This is a genomic window from Sedimenticola thiotaurini, assembly GCF_001007875.1.
Lineage (GTDB): Bacteria > Pseudomonadota > Gammaproteobacteria > Chromatiales > Chromatiaceae > Sedimenticola > Sedimenticola thiotaurini.
Genome location: NZ_CP011412.1, coordinates 1,213,745 through 1,234,516, shown reverse-complemented (window position 1 = coordinate 1,234,516; position 20,772 = coordinate 1,213,745). Strand labels below are relative to the sequence as shown.

Sequence of the window (20,772 nt, the reverse complement as noted above, 5' to 3'; positions counted from 1 at the left end):
TCAATCGGTCTTGAAAAAGGTACGCATTGCGTATAGTCTTTACCACAACACACCCGCCATGCCTCTCAACGATGCACACTTTGGCGGGTTTTTTGTGTCCGGGGGGCGCCCGTGACCCACTTCGACAAGGCCGCCTATACCCTCGAACAGCACCTCAAACTGCTCCGCCAGCGCGGGCTGGAGATGGCCGACGAAGGCCGCGCCCGCCACTACCTAGCCAATATCGGCTACTACCGCCTTTCGGCCTACACCCGCGCCTGTTACCAACCGGGGCTGGATGAACACCGTTTTCTTCCTGGCACTGATTTCGAGTCAGTCCTCGACCTCTACATCTTCGACCGCGAACTAAGGCTCCTGCTACTGGATGCCATCGAGCGCATCGAGGTGACGCTGCGCGCCCAGCTCGCCAACACCCTGGCCGAACACCACGGCCCCCACGGCTACCTCGACCCGGCCCTGTTCGACACCCGCTACCGGCACCACTGGCTTATCGACAAGCTCGACCGCGAGGCGCAATCCCGCCAGGTTGAAACCTTTCTCGCCCACTACCGCAGCAAGTACACCGCCGCGCCGCCTCAACCACCCATCTGGATGGCGGTGGAGCTGCTCAGCTTCAAGGAGGTCTCCACCCTGTTCGCCAACCTGCGCCTGCCGGCTGATACCCAGCGTATCGAGGCCCATTTCGGCTGGAAATTCCCCCTGCTGCGCTCCTGGTTCCGCAGCCTCTCCGACCTGCGCAACCACTGCGCCCACCATGCCCGCGTCTGGAACCGGGAGTTCGGTAGCCGCCCCGAGATGCCCCGGCGGCTAACGCGCCCCTGGCCGCAGATACCGCCAGCGATTCCCGCAGGCAGCAGCGAACACCCGGAGCAGCGCATCGACCCGCGCCGCCGTCTCTACGCCCAACTGGTGGTGATCGAGACCCTGATGCAGGTCGCCTGTCCCGAGAGCCGTTGGGCCGAGCGACTGGCGCAACTGCTGCAACGCCATCCGGCCCCATCGCGGCCCCACATGGGCTTTCCGCCGGAATGGGACAAGGATGCCTTCTGGCAGGCCGCTTTGGCCAGGAACGGAGGTGCGGTATGAGGTATCCGGCTTACCCCGAATACAAAGAGAGCGGCGTCCAGTGGCTGGGGCGGGTGCCGGGGCATTGGGGCGTTAAATCGGCACGTTTTGACTATGCTATTCAACTTGGAAAAATGTTGCAGCCAGAAGCATCTTCACTGTCCGACCAAGAAACACCATATCTCAAGGCTCAGCATGTACAGTGGGAATCTGTAAGGACTACTGATTCGCCTACAATGTGGGCTTCTCAGTCCGACAGGAACAAATACGGCGTCTGCGATGGTGACCTGTTGGTGTGTGAGGGTGGTGACGTCGGCCGAGCTGGAATAGTGCGCAACCCTCCAGATGCAACCATCATCCAGAATGCTTTGCATCGTGTCAGATCTCGAAACGCTGACCTCCGGTATCTGATGTTTGTTTTAGAACATGCTGCAAGTCAGAATTGGTTTGAAATACTCTGCAATCGCTCAACTATCGCTCATTTCACCGGCGAGAAGTTTGGGGCTTTACAAGTTCCTGCCCCCCCACTCCCCGAACAAACCGCCATCGCCGATTTTCTCGACCGTGAGACGGGGCGGATCGATACGCTGGTGGCGAAGAAGCGGCGGCTGGTCGCGCTGCTCAAGGAGAAGCGCACCGCGCTCATCTCTCGCATCGTCACCCGTGGCCTGCCGCAAGACGCCGCCCGCGAGTTCGGCCTGGAGCCCCATACCCGCTTTAAGGATTCCGGTATTGAATGGCTGGGGCAGGTGCCGGAGGGGTGGGATCTTAAAAAAGTAAAGTATGTGGCCAAGGTAATAATCGGGATCACATATTCACCGGATGATGTTGTGGATGAGAGTGAAGGGATTCTGGTTCTAAGGGCTTCAAATGTTCAAAACGGGAAACTTAGTTTTAACGATAATGTTTACGTAGAGAAGAAAATTAAAGATTCTGATCGCGTAAAACAGGGTGACATATTGATTTGCTCGAGAAATGGCAGCGCACATTTAGTTGGGAAGTGCGCATACATAACTGCTGAGCACTCAGGATACACATTCGGAGCATTTATGTCGGTTGTACGCTCTGATTATGGCCTTTATCTCTATCAATTTTTTAATTCAGACATTTTCAAAGCCCAGTCTGGATTGTTTAATACAAGCACGATAAATCAACTAACTTCAAGTACTCTTGAAAATATGGTTGTGGCTTTTCCTCCTAAAAAAGAACAAACCGCCATCGCCACCTACCTCGACCGCGAAACCGCCAAAATCGACAAACTGGTGGAGAAGGTTGAGGCAGCCATTGCCCGCCTGCAGGAGTACCGAATTGCCCTGATCACCGCTGCCGTAACGGGAAAGATTGATGTCAGGGAGGCGGTAACATGAACGAGTTCACCATCAAGAGTTTTGAGCAATACCTGACTACAGTTCGCGATGAACTGGGTATTGTGGAGCAGAATGGCCAGCGGGTTCGCCGCTATTTTCGCGGTCAAACCAAACGGGCGGACGCGGGCTATGACCTCAAGCCTTCTATTGGCCGCTATGCCCACCTGAACGATCTGTCTCTCGCCGAACGTGACAGGTTGGAAAATGAGGTGCTGGAGACCTTCAGCAACCATCTGATTTCCTATGTCAATCATTTGCCGCGCAACGATTGGGAAGCGCTCGCTATTGCTCAGCATCATGGCCTGCCAACACGTTTTATGGACTGGACCACGAATCCATTAGTGGCACTCTATTTCGCCTGCCGTGACTCCAAGAAAGATAAGAATGGCAACCCGTGCGACAGTGCCGTTTATGTGCTGATCAGCGATCCGCCGCGCTTCAGCGAACTGCGCCGCCAGCAGAAAAACGGCCACTACAGTGCGGAGGAAGCAGAGCCCGACGAACCTTATTCAAACGACGATGATGGCTACGATGGTTTCGGACTGGACGAAAACGATGAGCCGGCGGTTGTTTCAGATGATGATCTGGACACCGCTACTGATTCCGGGCCGCGCACACCGACGGAACCTGCCCTGGAAGGTGGACTGTCGCCTTTCGATATTAGTAGTAACGTTATCTACGATCCGCCGCATGTGTCACCACGCATCCGCGCCCAGGACGGTGTGCTGCTGGCGTGCCATCAGCCGATGCAGCCACTGGAAGAAAAAGACGTTCTGGAGATTGTGATCAGCCACACAGCCCATGACGATATTCGCCGACGACTGGATCAATACGGTGTATTCGATAAACAGCTGTTCCCCGATCTGGATGGCATTGCCAAGTGGCTCAAGTATCGGGTGTTTGAGATCAACGGAGTGACCTGAGGAAAAGCACCATGAAGCAAACGACCGAAAAAGCCTTTGAATCCTATGTGGTGCAGATGCTGCTGGCCAAAGGCTGGCAGGCCGGAAATGTGAACGGCTGGGACCAGGAACGGGCACTGTTCCCGCAGGTGATCACCGATTTCATTGCCGAGACACAGAAGGAGCTGTGGCTGGCCATGCGGGAGCAGCATGCCGATAATCTGGAGCCGATGCTGCTGGCAACCCTGGTCAAGGAGCTGGCCATCAAGGGCAGCCTCCATGTGCTGCGCCATGGCTTCAAATTCTACGGCAAGACCTTTCAGCTGGCCTATTTCAAACCCGCCCACGGGCTGAATGAAGAGGTGCTGGCGCAATACCAGGCCAATCGGCTGACCGTAACCAGGCAGGTGCCTTGCCATCCGGGTGATCACTCCACGGTGGACCTGGTGTTTGCCGTCAATGGCCTGCCGGTGGCGACCTGTGAGCTGAAGAACCCCTGGACGGGGCAGAACTGGCGGCATGCGGTCAAGCAGTACAAGAATGACCGAAATCCCCGTGCGCCGCTGTTCGAGTTCAAGCAGCGGGCGCTGGTGCATTTTGCTGCCGACCCGGATGAGGTGCACATGACCACCCGGCTGGCCGGGGGAAAGACCTTCTTTCTGCCCTTCAATCGCGGCAGCCATCCCGGCGAGGTGGAGTGTGGCGCGGGCAATCCGCAGCATGCTTCTGGCTATCGCACTGGCTATTTCTGGGAAGAGGTGCTAGAGCGGGAGAGTTTTCTCGACATCCTGGGACATTTCATCTTTATCGAGAAGAAGGATGAGAAGATCGATGACGGGAAGGGGGGTAGCCGGTTGCGAACCAAGGAGACCATGATCTTCCCGCGCTATCACCAGCTCGATGCCACCCGCAAGCTGATCCATGCCGCCCGTAATGAGGGAGCGGGGCAGAACTACCTGATTCAACATTCGGCAGGTAGCGGCAAGACCAATTCCATCTCCTGGCTGTCGCACCGGCTGGCCAGCCTGCACGATGCGCAGGATCACAAGGTGTTCGATTGCGTGATCGTGATTACCGATCGCCAGGTGCTGGACCGCCAGTTACAGGATGCCATCTACCAGATCGAACACGCCCAGGGCGTGGTGAAGGCCATTGACCAGGATTCGAAGCAGTTGGCCGAGGCGTTGATCGACGGTACCCGGATTGTGGTCACCACCCTGCAGAAGTTTCCCTTTGTGTTGCGTGGCCTGCTGCACGCTGCTGGCGCCGATGATGTCGATGCACCGGATGAGGCGGCCCAGGCGCAAGCCAGGGTCTGGGAGGCGGAGATCGCCAAGCGCCGCTATGCGGTGATTGTGGATGAGGCGCACTCCTCACAGACCGGGGAGACGGCGCGGGAGTTGAAGGCCATTCTGGGGGCGAATAGCGGCAACAATGGCGATGATGAGGAGGCCGATTGGGAAGATGGGCTGAACCAGGTCATGGCCTCGCGTGGCCGTCAGCAGAACCTGAGCTTTTTTGCCTATACCGCCACGCCGAAGGGCAAGACGCTGGAGCTGTTTGGTCGTGTGGGCGCCAAGGGTACGCCCGAACCTTTCCATCTCTACAGCATGCGCCAGGCCATCGAGGAGCGTTTTATCCTCGACGTGTTGCAGAACTACACCACCTACAAGACCTATTTCAAACTGGTTAAGGCGGTGGAGGAAGACCCGGATATGCCGAAGAAGAAGGCGGCGCGGGCACTGGCCAAGTTCCTGGTGATGCACCCCACCAATATCGCCCAGAAAATAGAGGTGATTGTCGAACATTTCCGCAGCCATGTACGTACCCATCTGGGCGGGCGGGCCAAGGCGATGGTGGTAACCAGTTCGCGCCTGCAAGCGGTGAAGTATATGGAGGCCTTCCAGCGATACATCGATGAGAAGGGCTACGCTGATATCCGTCCGCTGGTGGCTTTCAGTGGCACCGTGCGTGACCCGGACAGTGGGTTGGAATACACCGAACCGGGTATGAATACCGATGTGGTGAGCGGAAAGCCGATCAGTGAAAAACAGTTGCCGGAGCGATTTGGTTCGCCTGACTACCAGGTGTTGCTGGTGGCCAATAAATACCAGACCGGTTTTGACCAACCGCTCTTGATGGCCATGTATGTCGATAAGCGATTGGATGGCGTGCAGGCGGTACAGACCCTTTCTCGCCTCAATCGCATGATTCCGGGAAAGGAAGCGCCGTTTGTGCTCGATTTCGTCAACGAGGCCGAGGACATCTATGCCGCGTTCAAGCCTTACTACGACGCGACCAGTTTGCAGGAGAGTTCCGATCCAACCCAGCTGGAACAGATGAAACACGAGCTGGATGTGTTTCAGGTCTATCACTGGAGTGAGGTGGAGGCCTTTGCCCGTATCTTCTACAGAGCGCCGAAAAAGCAAAACCCGGCCGATCACGCCCATTTACAGCGTCATCTGCAACCGGCAGTGGATCGCTTCAAGGCGATGCAGGATGATGACCAGCGCGGCGAGTTCCGAGACAAGCTGAGCGGCTATGTGAAGGTTTACAGCTTCCTGAGCCAGATCATCCCCTATGGCGATCAGGACTTGGAAATGCTCTACAGCTATGGTCGGTTCCTGTTGCCTCATTTGCCACTTGAGCGCGATACCAGCACGGTCAAGTTGGGCGACGAGGTGAATTTGCAGTACTACCGCCTGCAACGGGTCTACTCAGGGGCTATCGATCTGAAAGATGGTGACGGCGAGGAGTATGGGGTTAAGAGCCCCACGGATGTGGGCAGCCGTAAGGCCAAAGAAGAAAAAGCACCGCTGTCGGAGATCATCGAAGTGCTTAACGATCGCTTCGGTACAAACTTTACAGAGGAAGACCGGCTTTTCTTCGAGCAGATAAAAGAGAAGGCGGCTAATACACCGGAAGTGGTGCGTCTGCGTCAGGCCAATCCCTTTGACAAGTTTCAGCTTGGATTACGGCAGATGCTTGAAGACCTGATGATTCAGCGCATGAGCGAGAACGACAAGATCGTCTCGCGTTATATGGATGATAAGACGTTTGAGGATGCGGCTTTCGCGGTGTTGTCGAAAGTGATTTACGAGACGATTCCGGCGGACGAGGGGGAACTGTGAAATTTCCATGGAGGCCAAACCCATGAACGACGGTGAGCTGTTTTGCCATTTGTCCTCGGCCAGAATTGCGGAACTGATTCGAACCGCTGAAGGGGCTGTCTGTTATGCGGGGCCGGGTATCCAGCAGGAACCGGCAAAGGCCATAGCGGAGGTCGCCAGCCGCATCGGCCCCGAACTGGTCACTGTCAGCCTGGACTTCGACGAGCGCGTTATGCGCATGGGATACGGCGATATAGCGGCGGTTCAGTCGCTGCGTGAGGCCGGAGTCTTGATCAACAGCTCGCCGGGCTTGCGCAGTGCACTGATAATTGTGGATGGTGAGGGGTACACCTTTACGCCAACGCCGCTCTATCTCGAAGCGGAAACGGCCACTGATTCGGCACGCAATGCCCTGCGCCTTTCCCCGGAGCAGGTCGCCGAGGCACTGGCACGGTTGTCACCAGCGGCAAAGGCCATTGCTATTGCCCGTACCAATGATCCGGTGGAAAAGACACGTATCGCCAATTTGCCCGTAGAGGTTGGCGGTATCCAGGTTGATGAAGTCCAATTCAAACAGGTGGATGAAAATCTGAAACAAGCGCCGCCGGTCCGGTTTGATCTGGCCCGGCAGGTGCGTGTATTCGAGCCCTATCTGCAATATGTGGAACTGAGCCTGACCGGGGCCGCGATCCAGCGTCATCGGCTGGCGATACCGGCCAGTATTCAAAAACTTGGTGTCAGCAAGGATCTGGAAGGGAGGCTGCGCACCACGTTCGACCTGATCGAGAAGGGTGGCAAGCTCTCGTCCAAGCCGTTGGAGAATGCCCTCAATAAAATCCGCAAGAACTTTACGCCATCGCTGGGCAAGGATCACGGGCGGGTGGTGTTGAAGTCGGCCAAACCGATCCTGATTGAACGACTTGAGGCGTTTCGCAAACAACTCGAAGAGCACCAACAGCAGGTCGGCGCAGAACTTCAGAAGCATCTGGATGAATCCCGGCAGACCATTGTTGATTACTACTTGCCTCGGGTGATGGAGGCTCCGCCCGATGCATTGCTGGGTCAGTCGCTTTCCGGTCAGGCCACCGAGAATGGAGCACGCCAGTGGTTGAACGCTGAGCTGGACCGGGTGTTCCCCAGCGCCGAGTCCCTGATCCAGGTTATGCGCTTGGAGGAGCGATACAAGGACGTGACCTTTGAGACGTTAAACCGCGAGGATTTTCTGCAATTGGTCAAAGAAGCGTTTTCGGGTGTAGATTGGGACAAGGCTTATGCAGAGTTTCGGGCAGCCGGTGAGGATGGTTCCGATGCCCAGAAAGATTGAATGCCATAATTTTGGCGTGGCGCGCTTTGCTTGCCCGCTTTGCGATGGTGTAGGGGGCAAGCTCGCATGGCGCTGACCTTTCATCCCCATCCCGGTATGGTGCTGATCTGTGACTTCAATACTGGCTTCAAGGTCCCGGAGATGATCAAGCGGCGGCCGGTGGTAGTGATATCGCCCCGGCCCCGGCGCTCGAACCGGCTTTGCACCATCGTGCCGTTGAGTACCACCGTCCCGAATCCGGTAGAGCCATTTCATCATCGCATGGACCCACGTTCATTACCGGGGAAACTGGCCCGAAGAGAGACCTGGGCCAAGTGCGATATGCTGGCCACCATCTCATTGGAGCGGCTGGACCGGGTGATGGCCGGGAAGGAACCAAGCGGGAAGCGAATATACGTCGCAGACCCAGTGACCCCCGACGATCTTGAGGCGATCCGCCGGGGTGTGATGATTGCCCTCGGATTGGTCAATCCATCTTGATTCAATGGCCCACAGGAACCATAATGGGGGTGTTCCCGATAAATCGGGCTTGAAAGACTACCTTCGGGTAGCAGACCCCAGCCGGTGATGACAAACTGACTGGGGCCTCTGATCCAAGGCTCTGCATCGCTAGGTGCAGGGCCTTTTGTCTATCTGGAGGGCGGCTTCGTTCAAGCGTGCTGGTTAATCGAAATGATCTCCGCGCCTGCTTTCAGCTTGTCCAGGTAGTCCGCCCAGTCCTGCATCATCTTGCGCCGTTCCGGCAGGTGGGCGGTGCGGTTGTAGGCGCGTCCATTGGGATCGCGTACCGCATGGGCAAGCTGGTGTTCGATGTAGTCAGGACGGAAACCAAGCACTTCATCAAGGATGGTCCGCGCCATGGCCCGGAATCCGTGGCCACTCATTTCATCTTTGCTGATCCCCATACGCCGCATGGCAGCGAGTATGGCGTTTTCACTCATCGGGCGTGCTGCGCTTCGCGCGCCAGGAAAAACGTAGTGGCCCCGCCCGGTAAGAGGGTGCAGTTCTGTCAGGATTTTCACGGATTGGCGGGAGAGGGGGACAATGTGCTGGGTGTTGGTCTTTGTTACTGTGTAGCGCCATTCGGCTCCCTCCAAGTCGATGTCCGCCCACCTTGCATGACGCAGCTCCCCAGGTCGGACAAAGACGAGAGGGGCAAGACGCAACGCACAGCGTACGGTAAGGGTGCCTTCATAGCTATCCAAAGCGCGTAGTACCCCGGCAACTTTCGCTGGATCGGTGACGGATGCGAAGTGTGTCTCTTTAACGGGAGGTAATGCGCCGCGCAGATCGCCGGAAGGATCACGTTCGGCCCTTCCTGTGGCTACCGCATAGCGGAAGACCTGTCCGCAGTTCCCGAGGGCGCGATGGGCGGTTTCCAGGGCTCCGCGTTTCTCAATACGGCGGATAACCTCAAGCAGTTGCGGGGCGGTGATGTCGGCTACAGGGGAGCCGCCGATCCACGGGAAGATGTCCCGCTCCAGGCGGCGGATGATCCGATCGCCATGATTGGCGGACCAGTTGGGGGAGTGTTTCGCGTACCACTCCCGCGCCACTACCTCAAAGCTGTTGGCCTGTTTCGCCACTTTCGCCGTTTTCTGGGCCTTGCGGTGTTCGCCGGGGTCGATGTCAGCGGCAACCTGCTTGCGTGCCTCGTCCCGCCGGTCTCTGGCCTCTTTCAGACTCACATCGGGGTAGGTGCCGAGTGAAAGCAGCTTTTCCTTACCGTCGAAGAGGTATTTGAACCGCCACCACTTGCCGCCCTTGGGGCTGATCAGCAGGAACAGACCCCGCTCGTCATAGAGCTTGCGCTGTTTGGCCTCGGGCTTGGCCTTTTTGATTGCGGTGTCTGTAAGCGGCATTTGGGGTAACTGCTCCGTCAGTCTTGGGGTAACCCCAATAGTTACCCCCATGTGATTCAGGATTCTATGGGGTAACTTTAGACGCTACAGGACAAGCAGGCAATAAAAAAGCCCGCTGTTATGCGGGCTGTAGGCTTTTATTGGATCTTATTAAATGTTGAATTGGTGGAGGCGGGGGGAATCGAACCCCCGTCCGCAAGCACTCCGCCTTTGGCTCTACATGCTTAGTTCTGCCGATTATATTTAACCGGCTACTGCCCGGCAGACAGGGCGTGTAGACGGCGGTTCCGGTTAAGTTTTAGCGATTCCGTCCCGGACGTACTTCATCGCGATCTTGTGAGCTGTGACGCCTGAAATGTCCCGAGGGACTCTGGACGCACAAGCACGGCTCCAGTCAGACGGCTTCTACCGGTTATTAAGCGGCGAGAGCGTAGTTGTCGTCGTTGGCAACTATAGTGTTACAGACTTATTTACGAGGCTGTCTGTATCCTCGGCATGCACCTCAGGTTTCATCACCCACGTCGAAGCCATGTCGCCCCCTGGGTAAAACCTAACTAAGTAGACAGTATACCCTGTCTGTTGGTTCCTTGTCCGCAATGATATGGGGTTACGGCGGGCTATTTCAAGCGGCCGGTGCGTAGCGCCAGTCCGTTCAGCGGGCCTTGAGGATACGCTGTTTGTCCCGGTCCCAGTCCCGGTTCTTTTCGGTTTCCCGCTTGTCATGCAGCTGTTTGCCCTTGGCCAGGCCGATCTCCAGTTTGACCTTGCCTTTCTTCCAGTACAGCGCGAGCGGTACCAGGGTATAGCCCTTGCGATCCACCATGCCGATCAGCTTGTCCAGTTCCTGCCGATGCAGCAGCAGCTTGCGGGTGCGCATCGGCTCCGGCTTGATGTGGGTGGAGGCGCTGAGCAGCGGTGTGATATTGGTGCCGATCAGAGCGGCTTCGCCATTTCTCAGAAAGACGTAGCTGTCGGTAAGTTGCACCCGACCTTCACGCAGGCTTTTGACCTCCCAACCCTGCAGTGAGATGCCCGCCTCGTAACGCTCCTGAATGAAGTATTCGTGTTTTGCCTTCTTGTTCAGGGCAATGGTTGAACTGCCCGACCCAGGCTGTTTTTTCGATTTCTTTGCCATGGGGGGATTGTATGTGAGAGGGTGGGGCGGAGGCTAGTAGGATGTTATTGATGGCATTGGTTTGCCGACCCTTTACTTGTCCTGAGCAGGGAATTGGCTGAAAATGCGGTTTTTCTGTTTCCCGGGACGGCTGAGCTGGCTTTTGTCGGCCAACCAGGTTTTGGAGGATTGACTCCTTGTCCAAGCGTATCTCTATCCATGGCCAGTGGTCGTCCCGCCTGATGTTTGTTCTTGCGGCGACGGGATCTGCCGTGGGTTTGGGAAATGTCTGGAAATTCCCTTATATGACCGGTGATAACGGGGGTGGTGCCTTTATCCTGGTCTATCTGCTCTGTCTGGCCCTGGTGGGCATCCCGATCATGATGGGTGAGGTGCTGATCGGTCGCCGTGGTCGTCAATGTCCCGTGAACAGTCTGCAGACACTGTCGATTGAAGCGGGTGCCAGTCGGGCCTGGGGTTGGTTGGGATGGGCCGGCATGCTGGCCGGTCTGATTATTCTCTCCTACTACAGCGTGATAGCCGGCTGGACCCTCGCCTACCTGATGCGCATGGTGGCCGGTGCCTTTGAGCGGGTCACCGCAGAGGGGGCGAGCAGTATCTTCACCCAGTTGGTGACAGATCCGGAGCGGCTGTTGGCCTGGCATACCATCTTTATGGTGATGACTATCAAGGTGGTCTCCCGGGGAGTGGGCAATGGTCTGGAGAAGGCGGCCCGGATACTGATGCCGTGCCTGTTCCTGTTGCTCCTGATTGTACTGGTTTACGCCGCCAGAACCGGTGATTTCAGTCAGGCCTACGCCTACTTGTTTGATAGTGATTTCAGCAGCCTGACACTGTCCGGGGTTTTAAGCGCCATGGGCCATGCCTTCTTTTCCCTGTCGCTGGGGTTGGGGGTGATGCTGATGTACGGCTCCTATCTGCCCCAGGGCGTCTCTATAGCCAGGACTTCTGTTCTGGTAGGTTTGCTGGACCTGGTGGTGGCGCTGCTGGTCGGGCTGGCCATATTCTCGCTGATGTTTGCCAATGATCTGGCGGCGGGTGAAGGCCCGGGGCTCATTTTCCAGACTTTGCCCATCGCATTCGGGCAGTTGCCGGGCGGGATGCTGTTTGGTGCGCTGTTCTTTCTCCTGCTGGTGTTTGCCGCCTGGACCTCATCCATTGCCCTGATCGAGCCGCTGGTGGCCTGGTTGGTGGAGAATCGCGAAATAGACCGGATTCGGGCCGCCATCTGGAGCGGTATTGTGGCCTGGTTGCTGGGTATTGTGACGATTCTCTCCTTTAGCAGTTGGTCGTTCAGTTTCAATTTTGCCGGTGTGCTCAAACGCCACGGTCTGTTCGATGTGCTGGATATCGCCATTTCGAGTATCATACTGCCCCTGGGGGGGCTTGGCATGGCGCTGTTTGTCGGTTGGGTGCTGCCCCGGGAGTCGGTGCTGGACGAACTGGGTGGTTCCGCCAGGATCGGTTTCAAGATTTGGTATTTCATTATCCGTTTTATTACGCCTGCAGCCATGCTGTTGATTTTCCTGCGGGCGATAGGAGTTTTATAGTTGCCTGTAGTCCGAAAGAGTGCCCTGGTGGGACATTCAGCCGCCGAGATGTTCGAGTTAATCAACGATGTGGAGTCTTACCCACAGTTTCTGCCGTGGTGTAAGTCGACCGAGTTGCTCTCCCGAACGGAAGAGAAGCTGTGTGGTCGGCTTGAAGTGTCCCGTGTCGGTATCAGTCAGTCATTCTCCACCTGTAACCAGCTTTTCCCCTATGAGCGGATAGTGATTCAACTGCAGGAGGGCCCGTTTAAACACCTTCAGGGCGAGTGGCGCTTTACCGCTTTACGTGAGGATGCCTGCAAGGTGGAACTGGAGCTCGATTTTGAGTTTTCCGGCCGGCTGATCAATTCCGCATTTGGTGCCGTTTTTGGTCAAATTGCCAATACACTAGTCGATGCGTTCTGCAAACGAGCAGATGAGGTGGTCCGTCGTGAGTGAACATTTTGATGTTGAAGTAGCCTATGCCAAGCCTGAGGAACAGGTCATCCTGACGGTCAGTGTCGAACCGGGTACTACTGTTCAGCAGGCAGCAGAGCGGTCCCGCATTACTGATCGTTTTCCCGAGATAGATCTGTCCAGTGCCAAATTTGGTGTGTTCGGCAAGGCGGCCAAGGGTGACGCCACGCTACAGCCAGGTGATCGGGTGGAGATCTATCGACCTTTGATTGCCGACCCGAAAGAGGCCCGTAAGAAACGCGCAGCCCAGGGCAAGCAGCTGAAGAAAGGGGGCGGCAAGGAGACCGGCTGAACCGGTTTATTCGTCCGGCTCGATGCCAACAGATTCCAAAACCCGGGAGAAGATACCCTGATCGTCGCCGGTATAATCCGGTACCGAGATAATCAGCTCATCTTCCGGTTTGGTCTCGATCAATTCATCCGTGGGTTCCGGCCGGTAGTCCCCTTCGATCCGGGTCAGACGATCGTCCACAAAGTACAGGGTGACCCGCTCCTGCTTGATCTCCTCGTTACCGGTCTTCATGCTGTAAAAATAGTCCCACCGGTCCTGGTGAAATACGTCCACTAACATCGGGGTTCCCAGCAAGTAGCTGACCTGGCTCTTTGACATGCCCGGCTTCAGATTGTTGATGGCCTCCTGACTGACAACGTTGCCCTGCTGGATATCGGGGCGATAGACCAATGGCAGTCTGTTCAGCGCGTCAGGGATGGCGTTACTGATGTCCTTGACGGTAGAACAGCCAGCGAGTAGGAGGCTTGCACCACATACCCAATAGATGAGAAGCTTTTGCATTCAATCTTTCCGGTTTGATAAGGGATCTATCCAAATCTGAAGTTGGCCGGAATGATACCTGAATCACAGCATGAAAACACCTGAGGTAATTTGTTTTGGAAGATCAGGATATTAGGAAGGCTGGCTTGAAGGTGACCGCACCTCGGGTGAAGATTCTTGAGCTGCTGGAGAAGAGCCCGGAACGGCATGTCAGTGCAGAGGATGTCTATAAGATGCTGCTGGCTGCCAATGAAGATATCGGCTTGGCGACCGTCTATCGGGTGCTCACCCAGTTTGAAAGTGCCGGCCTGGTGGAGAAACGCCATTTTGAGGATGGTTACTCGGTGTTTGAACTCAGTCGGGGTAGCCACCACGACCATATTGTCTGCATCACCTGTGGTCGGGTACAGGAGTTTGTCGATGACACCATCGAGAAACGTCAGCAGATAATTGCCAATGATCTGGGGTTTCAGATCAGCGACCACGAACTGGTCATCTACGGCAAATGCCTGGATGAGAACTGCCGCCATAAGAAGGCGAAATAGTCGACAGACGGATTTGACACCGGGCCTCGCTCAACTGTTGGTGCGTTCCACCATCTCCCGAGCGTGGCTCAGGGTCTGGGCGGTGATTTCCACACCCCCCAGCATGCGGGCGATTTCGTCGATCCGGGAGTCACCGTCCAGCCGACCGACCTGGGTTCGGGTCTCCTGCCCGTTGGAAGCCTTTTCAATCCGCAGATGCTGATGTCCCTGGGAGGCTACCTGGGGCAGATGGGTGACGCACAGCACCTGGCGGCTGTCGCCGATCTGGCGCAGTAAACGTCCGACAATCTCCGCAGTGCCGCCGCCGATACCCACATCCACCTCGTCAAAGATCAGGGTGGGTACCTGGGTGCAACTGGCGGTGGCTACCTGAATGGCCAGGCTGATGCGGGAGAGTTCGCCCCCCGATGCCACCTTGGCCAGGGGTTTCGGCGGCTGTCCGGGATTGGCAGAGACCAGGAAATCAATCTGATCCAGGCCGTTGGTCGTCGCCTTATCCTGCGCTACTGGCGTTACCTGGGCCACGAATTGTCCGTTTGGCATGTCGAGGGTACGCATGCAGTCGGAAACCTGCTGCGCCAGCCGTTCCGCCGCCTCCTGGCGTGATTGGCTCAATTTTCTGGCGTTGCCGAGATAGTCGTTCCAAAGTGTATCGACCTGTGTTGCCAGCGCGGTCAGGTGCGTGTCTGACTGCTCCAGCTGGCCGAGCTCCTCCTGTAACTGTTGCAGCAGGGCAGGGATCTCTTCCGGTTTGCAGCGGTATTTTCTGGCCAGATCGTGAATCTCCTGCAGACGCTGATCCAGGTGGTCAAGCCTGGCCGGGTCAAGTTCCAGGTTATCCGCGTAGTGTCGGAGCGATGAGAGGGCTTCACTAACCTGAATGGCCGCGCTGTCGAGCAGGTCGCAGGCGCTTTTCAGCCCCGAATCCATCCCGCTCAGCTCCTGCAGTTCGTTATAAGCCCGGTTGATGCGGGAGAGGGCTGCGTCCTCGTCATCCAGCAGATTGAGGGCGCTATTACAGTGCTCAATGATATTCCCAGCGTTGCTAAGCAGGCCATGTTCCTGGAGTAGCTCTGCCAGTTCGTTCTCACCCAGTTCAAGTGAGTTCAATTCGTTGATCTGGTAGCGCAACAGGTCGATTCGGGCGCTGCGCTCCGCCTCGTTACTGCGCAGGGTGGCCAGTTCCTGTTCCGCTTCCCGCCAGGTCAAGTAGCATCTGGCGGTCTCCTGACAAAGCTTGCCGTGACCAGCGTACTCGTCCAGCAGTGCTCTCTGGTGCTGACGCCGCAACAGGGATTGGTGGGCGTGCTGGCCGTGGATGTCCACCAGTTGTTCACCGATTGCCTGCAGGGATTTCAGCGGGGCCGGGCTGCCATTGATGTAGGCCCGGGAGCTGCCGTTACGCAGTAAGACCCGGCGGATGATGCATTGACCGTCATCGTCCAGGGTATTCTCTTCCAACCACTGGTTTACCGCCGGGAGCTCCCGGATATCGAAAATGGCAGTGATCTCGGCCCGGTCGCAGTCGTTACGGATCATGCCGGTATCGGCGCGATCCCCCAGCACCAGCCCCAGGGCGTCCACCAGAATCGATTTGCCGGCCCCGGTTTCACCCGTGAGCACGGTCATCCCGGGGAACAGCTCGACCTCCAGGGAGCTCACAATGGCCAGGTCTTTGATGTTTATCTGTTGCAGCATCGGGGCTACTTTTCCTTGAAGGCGTTGTTGTGCTCGCTCCAGCCCAGTTTGGTTCTCAGAATATAGAAGTGGTCATGGTTGAGTGGATGGATCAGTCGTACCGGGTGGGCATGTTTGCGAATGGTTACCCTGTCGCCCCGGAGTGGCAGACTGGTCTGGCCGTCACAGGTGATCCGCAAATGGGCATTTTCTGCCAGATCGCAGACCACAATCTCGATTTCGCTGTCGCCGTCCACCACCAGCGGGCGGTTGCTGAGGGTGTGGGGACAGATCGGGACCACCAGGGTGGCGTTCAGGTCTGTGTGCAGCAGGGGGCCTCCGCCAGAGAGGGCGTAGGCAGTCGAACCGGTGGGTGTGGAGACGATGATACCGTCGGAACGTTGCACATTGACGAAACTGCCGTTGATGTAGGTCTCCAGTTCAATCATGCGGGCGATATTCCACTTGTGTACCACCACATCATTAAAGGCGGTGTAGTGGGCCCCATCGATCTCGGCATTGAGCAGGAATCGGGACTCTTCCCGATACTCCCCGGCGAATATCTGTCCCAGGGTGGTGAGCATCTCCTTCGGGGTGATGTCGGCCAGGAAGCCGAGACGCCCCAGGTTGATGCCCAGCAGGGGGACGTTGTAGTCCGCCAGGCTGCGGGCCGTGTGCAGCAGGGTGCCGTCCCCACCCACCACGATGGCCAGGTCAGATTCGGCCCCCAAGGTGTCCAGAGAGACCGGGATCATCCTGTGATTCGGGGTTCGGTTGGCTGTATTCTCTTCCAGCAGGACCCGGTGCCCCCGCTTCTGCAGGAACTGTCCCAGTTCGAGGATGGTCGCGTGAGGCGACAGATCCCCATGTTTTCCGATCAGACCGATAGTCTGGAATTTCTCTGGCATGGGTGTTGTCATCTGTGTTGTCATGCAGCAGTTGCAGGCGTCAACTTATCATGCCGCTACTGGCCAGCCAACTATCGGCATAAGCTTTATGATGCCGGGATCCTTTCTTGACACTGCCAGATGTCAAAATGATAATCCAAGGAGTTAGCACTCGATTATCAAGAGTGCTAATGGGTGCATATCAGCAACGGACGGGAAATAGTTGCTCGGGTACTACAGGGGTTGGTTGTGACGGTTAAAAAAGTGTCGAGTGAATTGTCGGTAAACGAGCGCGCTCAGCACTTGTTGAAGATTCTGATAGAGCGCTACATCGAGGACGGTGAGCCGGTCGGTTCCCGCACCCTGTCGCGGGATTCCGGGCTGGATCTGAGTCCGGCCACAATTCGCAATGTCATGGCCGATCTTGAAGATATGGGGCTGGTCTCGTCGCCCCACACCTCGGCAGGCCGGGTGCCAACCGTCTCCGGCTATCGCATGTTTGTTGATACCCTGGTGACACTGAAGCCCCTTGAAGCGGGGAAAATCAAGCAACTGGAAACCGGGTTAGGTGCTTCTGCCGATCCCAAGATACTAGTGGAGTCGGCGTCGAAACTGCTCTCCCGTCTAACCCACATGGCCGGACTGGTGATGGTCCCGCGTCGCAAACAGCTCACGTTCAAGCAGATTGAGTTCCTGCCACTGTCCAGTAAGCGACTGTTGACCATTCTGGTGACTACCGATGGCGAAGTGCACAACCGGGTAATCGATGTCCGTAAGGCCTATACCCCATCCCAGTTGGTTCAGTTTGCCAATATGCTGAACCAGCACTACTCCGGGCTCTCCATGGAAGAGATGCATCAGCGGCTGGTGCGGGAGATGGAGCAGGCTCGCAAGGATATGAACCAGATCATGGCCCAGGCCCTGGAAATGGCAGAACAGGTGATTGATCCGGAGATCAGCGGTGATGATTACGTCATGGCCGGGCAGACCAACCTGATGGACTTCAATGACTTCTCCCAGATGAACAAGCTTCGTGAGCTGTTCGACTCATTTACGGAAAAGAATGAAATTCTCCATCTGCTGGACGGTTCGATGATGGCGGAAGGTGTACAACTGTTCATTGGTGAAGAGTCAGGGTACCGGGCGCTGGACCAGTGCAGCCTGGTCACCGCCCCCTACCAGGTGGACGATAAAGTGGCTGGAGTGCTGGGCGTGGTGGGGCCAACGCGCATGGCGTATGACCGGGTGATACCGATCGTAGATATCACCGCCAAGCTGTTAAGCACTGCCATGCAGACACGCACAGAAAAATAATTGACTGAAATGGCTTGAAACAGCCTTAACCATCCCCAGTTTGTGGGGATTATCAGGATCTTCTTTCAATCAGGCTGCCGAGCCCGGTGGTTGGGTTGATTTATATTAAGGCTTCAACAAGTTAGAGGAAACAGATGAGCAAAGATCAGGAACAGGTCAGCGATCAGGTGGTGGTTGACGAAGCCGCTGAGGAGAGTGCCGAGGCAGAGTCAAACCAGGAGCCTGCAGCAGCCGAAACGCCGACCCCTGAAGAGTTGGTTCTGCAGTTGGAAGATGCCCGGGCCAAGGCGGATGAACACTGGGATCAGTTGGTACGCACCAAGGCCCAGATGGATAATCTGCGCAAGCGGCAGGAACGGGAGCTGGAGAACGCTCATAAGTACGCCTTGGAGCGGTTCGTGAATGAGCTGCTGCCGGTGCGTGACAGCATGGAGATGGGGCTGGCGGCGGCCAATGAAGAGAATTCGACCGTTGACCAGTTGCGTGAAGGCACCGCGCTTACCCTGAAGCTGTTCTCCGATGTGATGGAGAAATTCAATGTGGTGCAGATCAACCCCGAAGGTGAACCCTTTGATCCGGATCTGCATCAGGCAATGAGCACGCAACCGCGTAATGATGTGCCCCCGAATACCGTGGTGGCAGTGGTGCAGAAGGGATATACCCTGAATGGTCGCCTGGTTCGGCCGGCCATGGTGATGGTCTCCCAGGCCGCACCCGGCCAGGTGGATGAGAAAGCCTGACCTTGAAAAGCGCAGGGTTATCCCCCATCTGGAATAACAAGTAGAAACAAGTACTTTAATATTTATAGACAGTTAACCGGAGAGACCAAACAATGGGAAAGATCATCGGAATCGATCTGGGCACAACCAACTCCTGCGTCGCAGTGATGGATGGGGACAGCGCCCGTGTTATCGAGAACAGTGAAGGCGATCGCACAACCCCCTCTATCGTTGCTTATAACAGTGAAGGCGAGGTGTTGGTCGGTCAGTCAGCAAAACGTCAGGCGGTGACCAATCCCCAGAACACCCTGTTTGCGATTAAGCGTCTGATCGGTCGTCGTTTCGATGATGAAGTGGTTCAGCGTGATATCGAGATGGTGCCTTACAAGATTGTAAAGGCCGATAACGGTGATGCCTGGGTTGAGGCGAATGGCAAGAAGATGGCGGCGCCGGAGATCTCGGCAAAGATTCTTCAGAAAATGAAGAAGACCGCCGAGGATTATCTGGGTGAAGAGGTGACCGAGGCCGTGGTTACCGTACCCGCCTACTTCAACGATTCACAGCGCCAGGCCACCAAGGATGCCGGTCGTATTGCCGGACTGGATGTGAAACGTATCATCAATGAGCCGACCGCCGCCGCACTGGCTTACGGTATGGACAAGAAGCGTGGCGACCAGAAACTGGCTGTGTTCGATCTGGGTGGTGGTACCTTCGATATCTCCATTATCGAAATTGCCGAGATTGATGGCGAACACCAGTTCGAGGTGCTCTCCACCAATGGTGACACCTTCCTGGGTGGTGAGGATTTCGACCTGCGCATCATTGATTACCTGGTGGAAACCTTTAAGAAGGAGCAGGGCTTCGATCTGCGTAACGACCCGCTGGCCCTGCAGCGACTCAAAGAGGGCGCTGAAAAGGCCAAGATCGAGCTTTCCAACGGTCAGCAGACCGACATCAATTTACCCTACATTACGGCGGACGCCAGTGGTCCGAAACATCTCAATATCAAGCTGACCCGCTCCAAGCTCGAAGCATTGGTAGAGGATCTGGTAAACCGGACGATTGCCCCCTGCCGCACGGCACTGAATGATGCCGGTCTGAGCGCCTCCGAGATTGATGAGGTAATCCTGGTGGGTGGACAGACCCGTATGCCCAAGGTCCAGGCCAAGGTTGAAGAGTTCTTCGGCAAAGCCCCCCGGCGCGATGTCAACCCGGATGAGGCAGTAGCTATTGGTGCAGCTATCCAGGGCGGCGTCCTGGGTGGTGATGTGAAGGATGTGCTGTTGCTGGATGTGACTCCGCTCTCTCTCGGTATCGAGACCATGGGTGGTGTGATGACCAAGCTGATCGAGAAGAACACCACGATCCCCACCAATGCCAGCCAGGTGTTCTCGACGGCCGATGACAACCAGACCGCAGTGACTGTGCATGTTCTCCAGGGTGAGCGGGAACAGGCCAGTGCCAACAAGTCACTGGGGCGCTTCGACCTGACTGACATTCCACCGGCACCCCGTGGTATGCCGCAGATCGAGGTCAGCTTCGATATCGATGCCAACGGTATTCTGAATGTGTCGGCCAAGGATAAAGCGACGGGCAAGGAGCAGTCCATCGTGATCAAGGCATCGTCTGGATTGAGCGATGATGAAGTAGAACGGATGATCAAGGATGCCGAGGCGCATGCCGAGGAGGATCGCAAGTTCAACGATCTGGTCCAGGCCCGTAATCAGGCGGACAACATGATTCATGCTATCCGCAAGTCAATGGAAGAGTTGGGTGAAGATAAACTCGAACCCGGTGAAAAGGACTCCATTGAGGCGGCCATCAAGGATCTGGAAGAGGCTGTCAAGGGTGATGATAAGGATGCCATCGAGGCCAAGACCAAGACCCTGACCGAGGCGTCTGCCAAGATGGCGGAACGACTCTACGCCCAGAAGGGTGGAGATGGAGCTGCCGGGGCCGCCGGTTCTGCTGACGCCAGTGCCGGCTCCGCGGGTAAGGATGATGATGTGGTTGACGCCGAGTTCGAAGAGGTAAAAGAGGACAAGTAACGGTATAGAGTGACGGGTTACCCGTCTGATATTTCACAG

Annotated in this window: 18 protein-coding genes and 1 other RNA gene; 13 read left to right on the top strand and 6 right to left on the bottom strand. The window is 56.4% G+C overall.

The window, feature by feature from the left end:
- The first annotated feature begins 111 nt into the window (after nucleotides 1-111).
- The 6 genes from AAY24_RS05495 (at nucleotide 112) to AAY24_RS05470 (ending at nucleotide 8,248) form a co-directional block, all read left to right on the top strand.
- The gene (locus AAY24_RS05495) at nucleotides 112-1,086 is read left to right on the top strand and encodes an Abi family protein (protein ID WP_046858829.1); all 975 of its coding nucleotides are present in this window, start codon (nucleotides 112-114) and stop codon (nucleotides 1,084-1,086) included.
- Nucleotides 1,083-2,432, top strand: coding sequence for a restriction endonuclease subunit S (locus AAY24_RS18430; protein ID WP_052761085.1), 1,350 nt, complete (start codon nucleotides 1,083-1,085; stop codon nucleotides 2,430-2,432). Before AAY24_RS05495 ends, AAY24_RS18430 begins: the two co-directional genes overlap by 4 nt.
- Entirely contained in the window at nucleotides 2,429-3,355 is a 927-nt protein-coding gene (locus AAY24_RS18425; RefSeq protein WP_052761084.1) for an FRG domain-containing protein, read from the top strand. The genes AAY24_RS18430 and AAY24_RS18425 overlap by 4 nt, the downstream gene beginning before the upstream one ends.
- Nucleotides 3,356-3,366: 11 nt before the next feature.
- On the top strand, nucleotides 3,367-6,465 hold the full coding sequence (locus AAY24_RS05480; protein ID WP_046858828.1) for a type I restriction endonuclease subunit R: 3,099 nt from the start codon (nucleotides 3,367-3,369) through the stop codon (nucleotides 6,463-6,465).
- A gap of 22 nt (nucleotides 6,466-6,487) precedes the next feature.
- Nucleotides 6,488-7,768, top strand: a complete 1,281-nt coding sequence (locus tag AAY24_RS05475; RefSeq protein WP_199930502.1) for a hypothetical protein — start codon at nucleotides 6,488-6,490, stop codon at nucleotides 7,766-7,768.
- A gap of 66 nt (nucleotides 7,769-7,834) precedes the next feature.
- Entirely contained in the window at nucleotides 7,835-8,248 is a 414-nt protein-coding gene (locus AAY24_RS05470) for a type II toxin-antitoxin system PemK/MazF family toxin (RefSeq protein ID WP_046858826.1), read from the top strand.
- Nucleotides 8,249-8,418: 170 nt separating this feature from the next.
- On the opposite strand, the gene AAY24_RS05465 is transcribed toward AAY24_RS05470, so the two are convergent.
- The 3 genes from AAY24_RS05465 to smpB form a co-directional block, all read right to left on the bottom strand.
- On the bottom strand, nucleotides 8,419-9,630 hold the full coding sequence (locus AAY24_RS05465; RefSeq protein ID WP_063370446.1) for a tyrosine-type recombinase/integrase: 1,212 nt from the start codon (nucleotides 9,628-9,630) through the stop codon (nucleotides 8,419-8,421).
- A gap of 163 nt (nucleotides 9,631-9,793) precedes the next feature.
- Nucleotides 9,794-10,170: a transfer-messenger RNA gene (gene ssrA / locus AAY24_RS18740) on the bottom strand.
- A gap of 112 nt (nucleotides 10,171-10,282) precedes the next feature.
- Nucleotides 10,283-10,765 (bottom strand): SsrA-binding protein SmpB, encoded by a 483-nt coding sequence (smpB, locus tag AAY24_RS05460; protein WP_046858825.1) that lies wholly within the window; start codon nucleotides 10,763-10,765, stop codon nucleotides 10,283-10,285.
- Nucleotides 10,766-10,986: 221 nt separating this feature from the next.
- Between smpB and AAY24_RS05455 the strand changes: the two genes are divergently transcribed.
- From AAY24_RS05455 to AAY24_RS05445, 3 genes are read left to right on the top strand one after another with little or no spacing between them, the layout of a single operon-like run.
- Nucleotides 10,987-12,315 carry a sodium-dependent transporter gene (locus AAY24_RS05455; RefSeq protein ID WP_234422279.1) on the top strand — a complete coding sequence of 443 codons (1,329 nt, stop codon included), beginning with the start codon at nucleotides 10,987-10,989 and terminating at the stop codon, nucleotides 12,313-12,315.
- Nucleotides 12,316-12,753: a type II toxin-antitoxin system RatA family toxin gene (locus tag AAY24_RS05450; RefSeq protein ID WP_046858823.1), complete on the top strand. Its 438-nt coding sequence runs from the start codon at nucleotides 12,316-12,318 to the stop codon at nucleotides 12,751-12,753.
- Nucleotides 12,731-13,063, top strand: coding sequence for an RnfH family protein (locus AAY24_RS05445; protein ID WP_046858822.1), 333 nt, complete (start codon nucleotides 12,731-12,733; stop codon nucleotides 13,061-13,063). The genes AAY24_RS05450 and AAY24_RS05445 overlap by 23 nt, the downstream gene beginning before the upstream one ends.
- Before the next feature lie 6 nt (nucleotides 13,064-13,069).
- Here AAY24_RS05445 and AAY24_RS05440 read toward each other — a convergent pair whose 3' ends face one another.
- The gene (locus AAY24_RS05440) at nucleotides 13,070-13,564 is read right to left on the bottom strand and encodes an outer membrane protein assembly factor BamE (RefSeq protein WP_046858821.1); all 495 of its coding nucleotides are present in this window, start codon (nucleotides 13,562-13,564) and stop codon (nucleotides 13,070-13,072) included.
- Between the two features lie 95 nt (nucleotides 13,565-13,659).
- Here AAY24_RS05440 and fur point away from each other — a divergent pair, with 95 nt between their 5' ends.
- Entirely contained in the window at nucleotides 13,660-14,088 is a 429-nt protein-coding gene (gene fur / locus AAY24_RS05435; protein WP_046858820.1) for a ferric iron uptake transcriptional regulator, read from the top strand.
- 30 nt (nucleotides 14,089-14,118) lie between these two features.
- Here the strand turns inward: fur and recN are convergent, their stop codons facing one another.
- On the bottom strand, nucleotides 14,119-15,786 hold the full coding sequence (gene recN / locus AAY24_RS05430; RefSeq protein ID WP_046858819.1) for a DNA repair protein RecN: 1,668 nt from the start codon (nucleotides 15,784-15,786) through the stop codon (nucleotides 14,119-14,121).
- 5 nt (nucleotides 15,787-15,791) lie between these two features.
- Nucleotides 15,792-16,673, bottom strand: a complete 882-nt coding sequence (locus tag AAY24_RS05425) for an NAD(+) kinase (RefSeq protein WP_046858818.1) — start codon at nucleotides 16,671-16,673, stop codon at nucleotides 15,792-15,794.
- A 228-nt stretch (nucleotides 16,674-16,901) separates the two neighbouring features.
- Between AAY24_RS05425 and hrcA the strand changes: the two genes are divergently transcribed.
- The 3 genes from hrcA (at nucleotide 16,902) to dnaK (ending at nucleotide 20,733) form a co-directional block, all read left to right on the top strand.
- Nucleotides 16,902-17,966 (top strand): heat-inducible transcriptional repressor HrcA, encoded by a 1,065-nt coding sequence (gene hrcA, locus AAY24_RS05420; protein WP_234422250.1) that lies wholly within the window; start codon nucleotides 16,902-16,904, stop codon nucleotides 17,964-17,966.
- A gap of 134 nt (nucleotides 17,967-18,100) precedes the next feature.
- On the top strand, nucleotides 18,101-18,706 hold the full coding sequence (grpE, locus tag AAY24_RS05415; protein ID WP_046858817.1) for a nucleotide exchange factor GrpE: 606 nt from the start codon (nucleotides 18,101-18,103) through the stop codon (nucleotides 18,704-18,706).
- A 92-nt stretch (nucleotides 18,707-18,798) separates the two neighbouring features.
- Nucleotides 18,799-20,733, top strand: a complete 1,935-nt coding sequence (dnaK, locus tag AAY24_RS05410; protein ID WP_046858816.1) for a molecular chaperone DnaK — start codon at nucleotides 18,799-18,801, stop codon at nucleotides 20,731-20,733.
- Nucleotides 20,734-20,772: the final 39 nt, after the last annotated feature.

Excerpts from the sequence above, each read along its gene's own strand:
- AAY24_RS18430 (WP_052761085.1), top strand. The coding sequence starts at position 1,083 with ATGAGGTATCCGGCTTACCCCGAATACAAAGAGAGCGGCGTCCAGTGG.
- AAY24_RS18425 (WP_052761084.1), top strand. The coding sequence starts at position 2,429 with ATGAACGAGTTCACCATCAAGAGTTTTGAGCAATACCTGACTACAGTT.
- AAY24_RS05480 (WP_046858828.1), top strand. The coding sequence starts at position 3,367 with ATGAAGCAAACGACCGAAAAAGCCTTTGAATCCTATGTGGTGCAGATG.
- AAY24_RS05475 (WP_199930502.1), top strand. The coding sequence starts at position 6,488 with ATGAACGACGGTGAGCTGTTTTGCCATTTGTCCTCGGCCAGAATTGCG.
- AAY24_RS05470 (WP_046858826.1), top strand. The coding sequence starts at position 7,835 with ATGGCGCTGACCTTTCATCCCCATCCCGGTATGGTGCTGATCTGTGAC.
- AAY24_RS05465 (WP_063370446.1), bottom strand. The coding sequence starts at position 9,630 with ATGCCGCTTACAGACACCGCAATCAAAAAGGCCAAGCCCGAGGCCAAA.
- smpB (WP_046858825.1), bottom strand. The coding sequence starts at position 10,765 with ATGGCAAAGAAATCGAAAAAACAGCCTGGGTCGGGCAGTTCAACCATT.
- AAY24_RS05455 (WP_234422279.1), top strand. The coding sequence starts at position 10,987 with ATGTTTGTTCTTGCGGCGACGGGATCTGCCGTGGGTTTGGGAAATGTC.
- AAY24_RS05445 (WP_046858822.1), top strand. The coding sequence starts at position 12,731 with ATGAGGTGGTCCGTCGTGAGTGAACATTTTGATGTTGAAGTAGCCTAT.
- AAY24_RS05440 (WP_046858821.1), bottom strand. The coding sequence starts at position 13,564 with ATGCAAAAGCTTCTCATCTATTGGGTATGTGGTGCAAGCCTCCTACTC.
- recN (WP_046858819.1), bottom strand. The coding sequence starts at position 15,786 with ATGCTGCAACAGATAAACATCAAAGACCTGGCCATTGTGAGCTCCCTG.
- AAY24_RS05425 (WP_046858818.1), bottom strand. The coding sequence starts at position 16,673 with ATGCCAGAGAAATTCCAGACTATCGGTCTGATCGGAAAACATGGGGAT.
- grpE (WP_046858817.1), top strand. The coding sequence starts at position 18,101 with ATGAGCAAAGATCAGGAACAGGTCAGCGATCAGGTGGTGGTTGACGAA.
- dnaK (WP_046858816.1), top strand. The coding sequence starts at position 18,799 with ATGGGAAAGATCATCGGAATCGATCTGGGCACAACCAACTCCTGCGTC.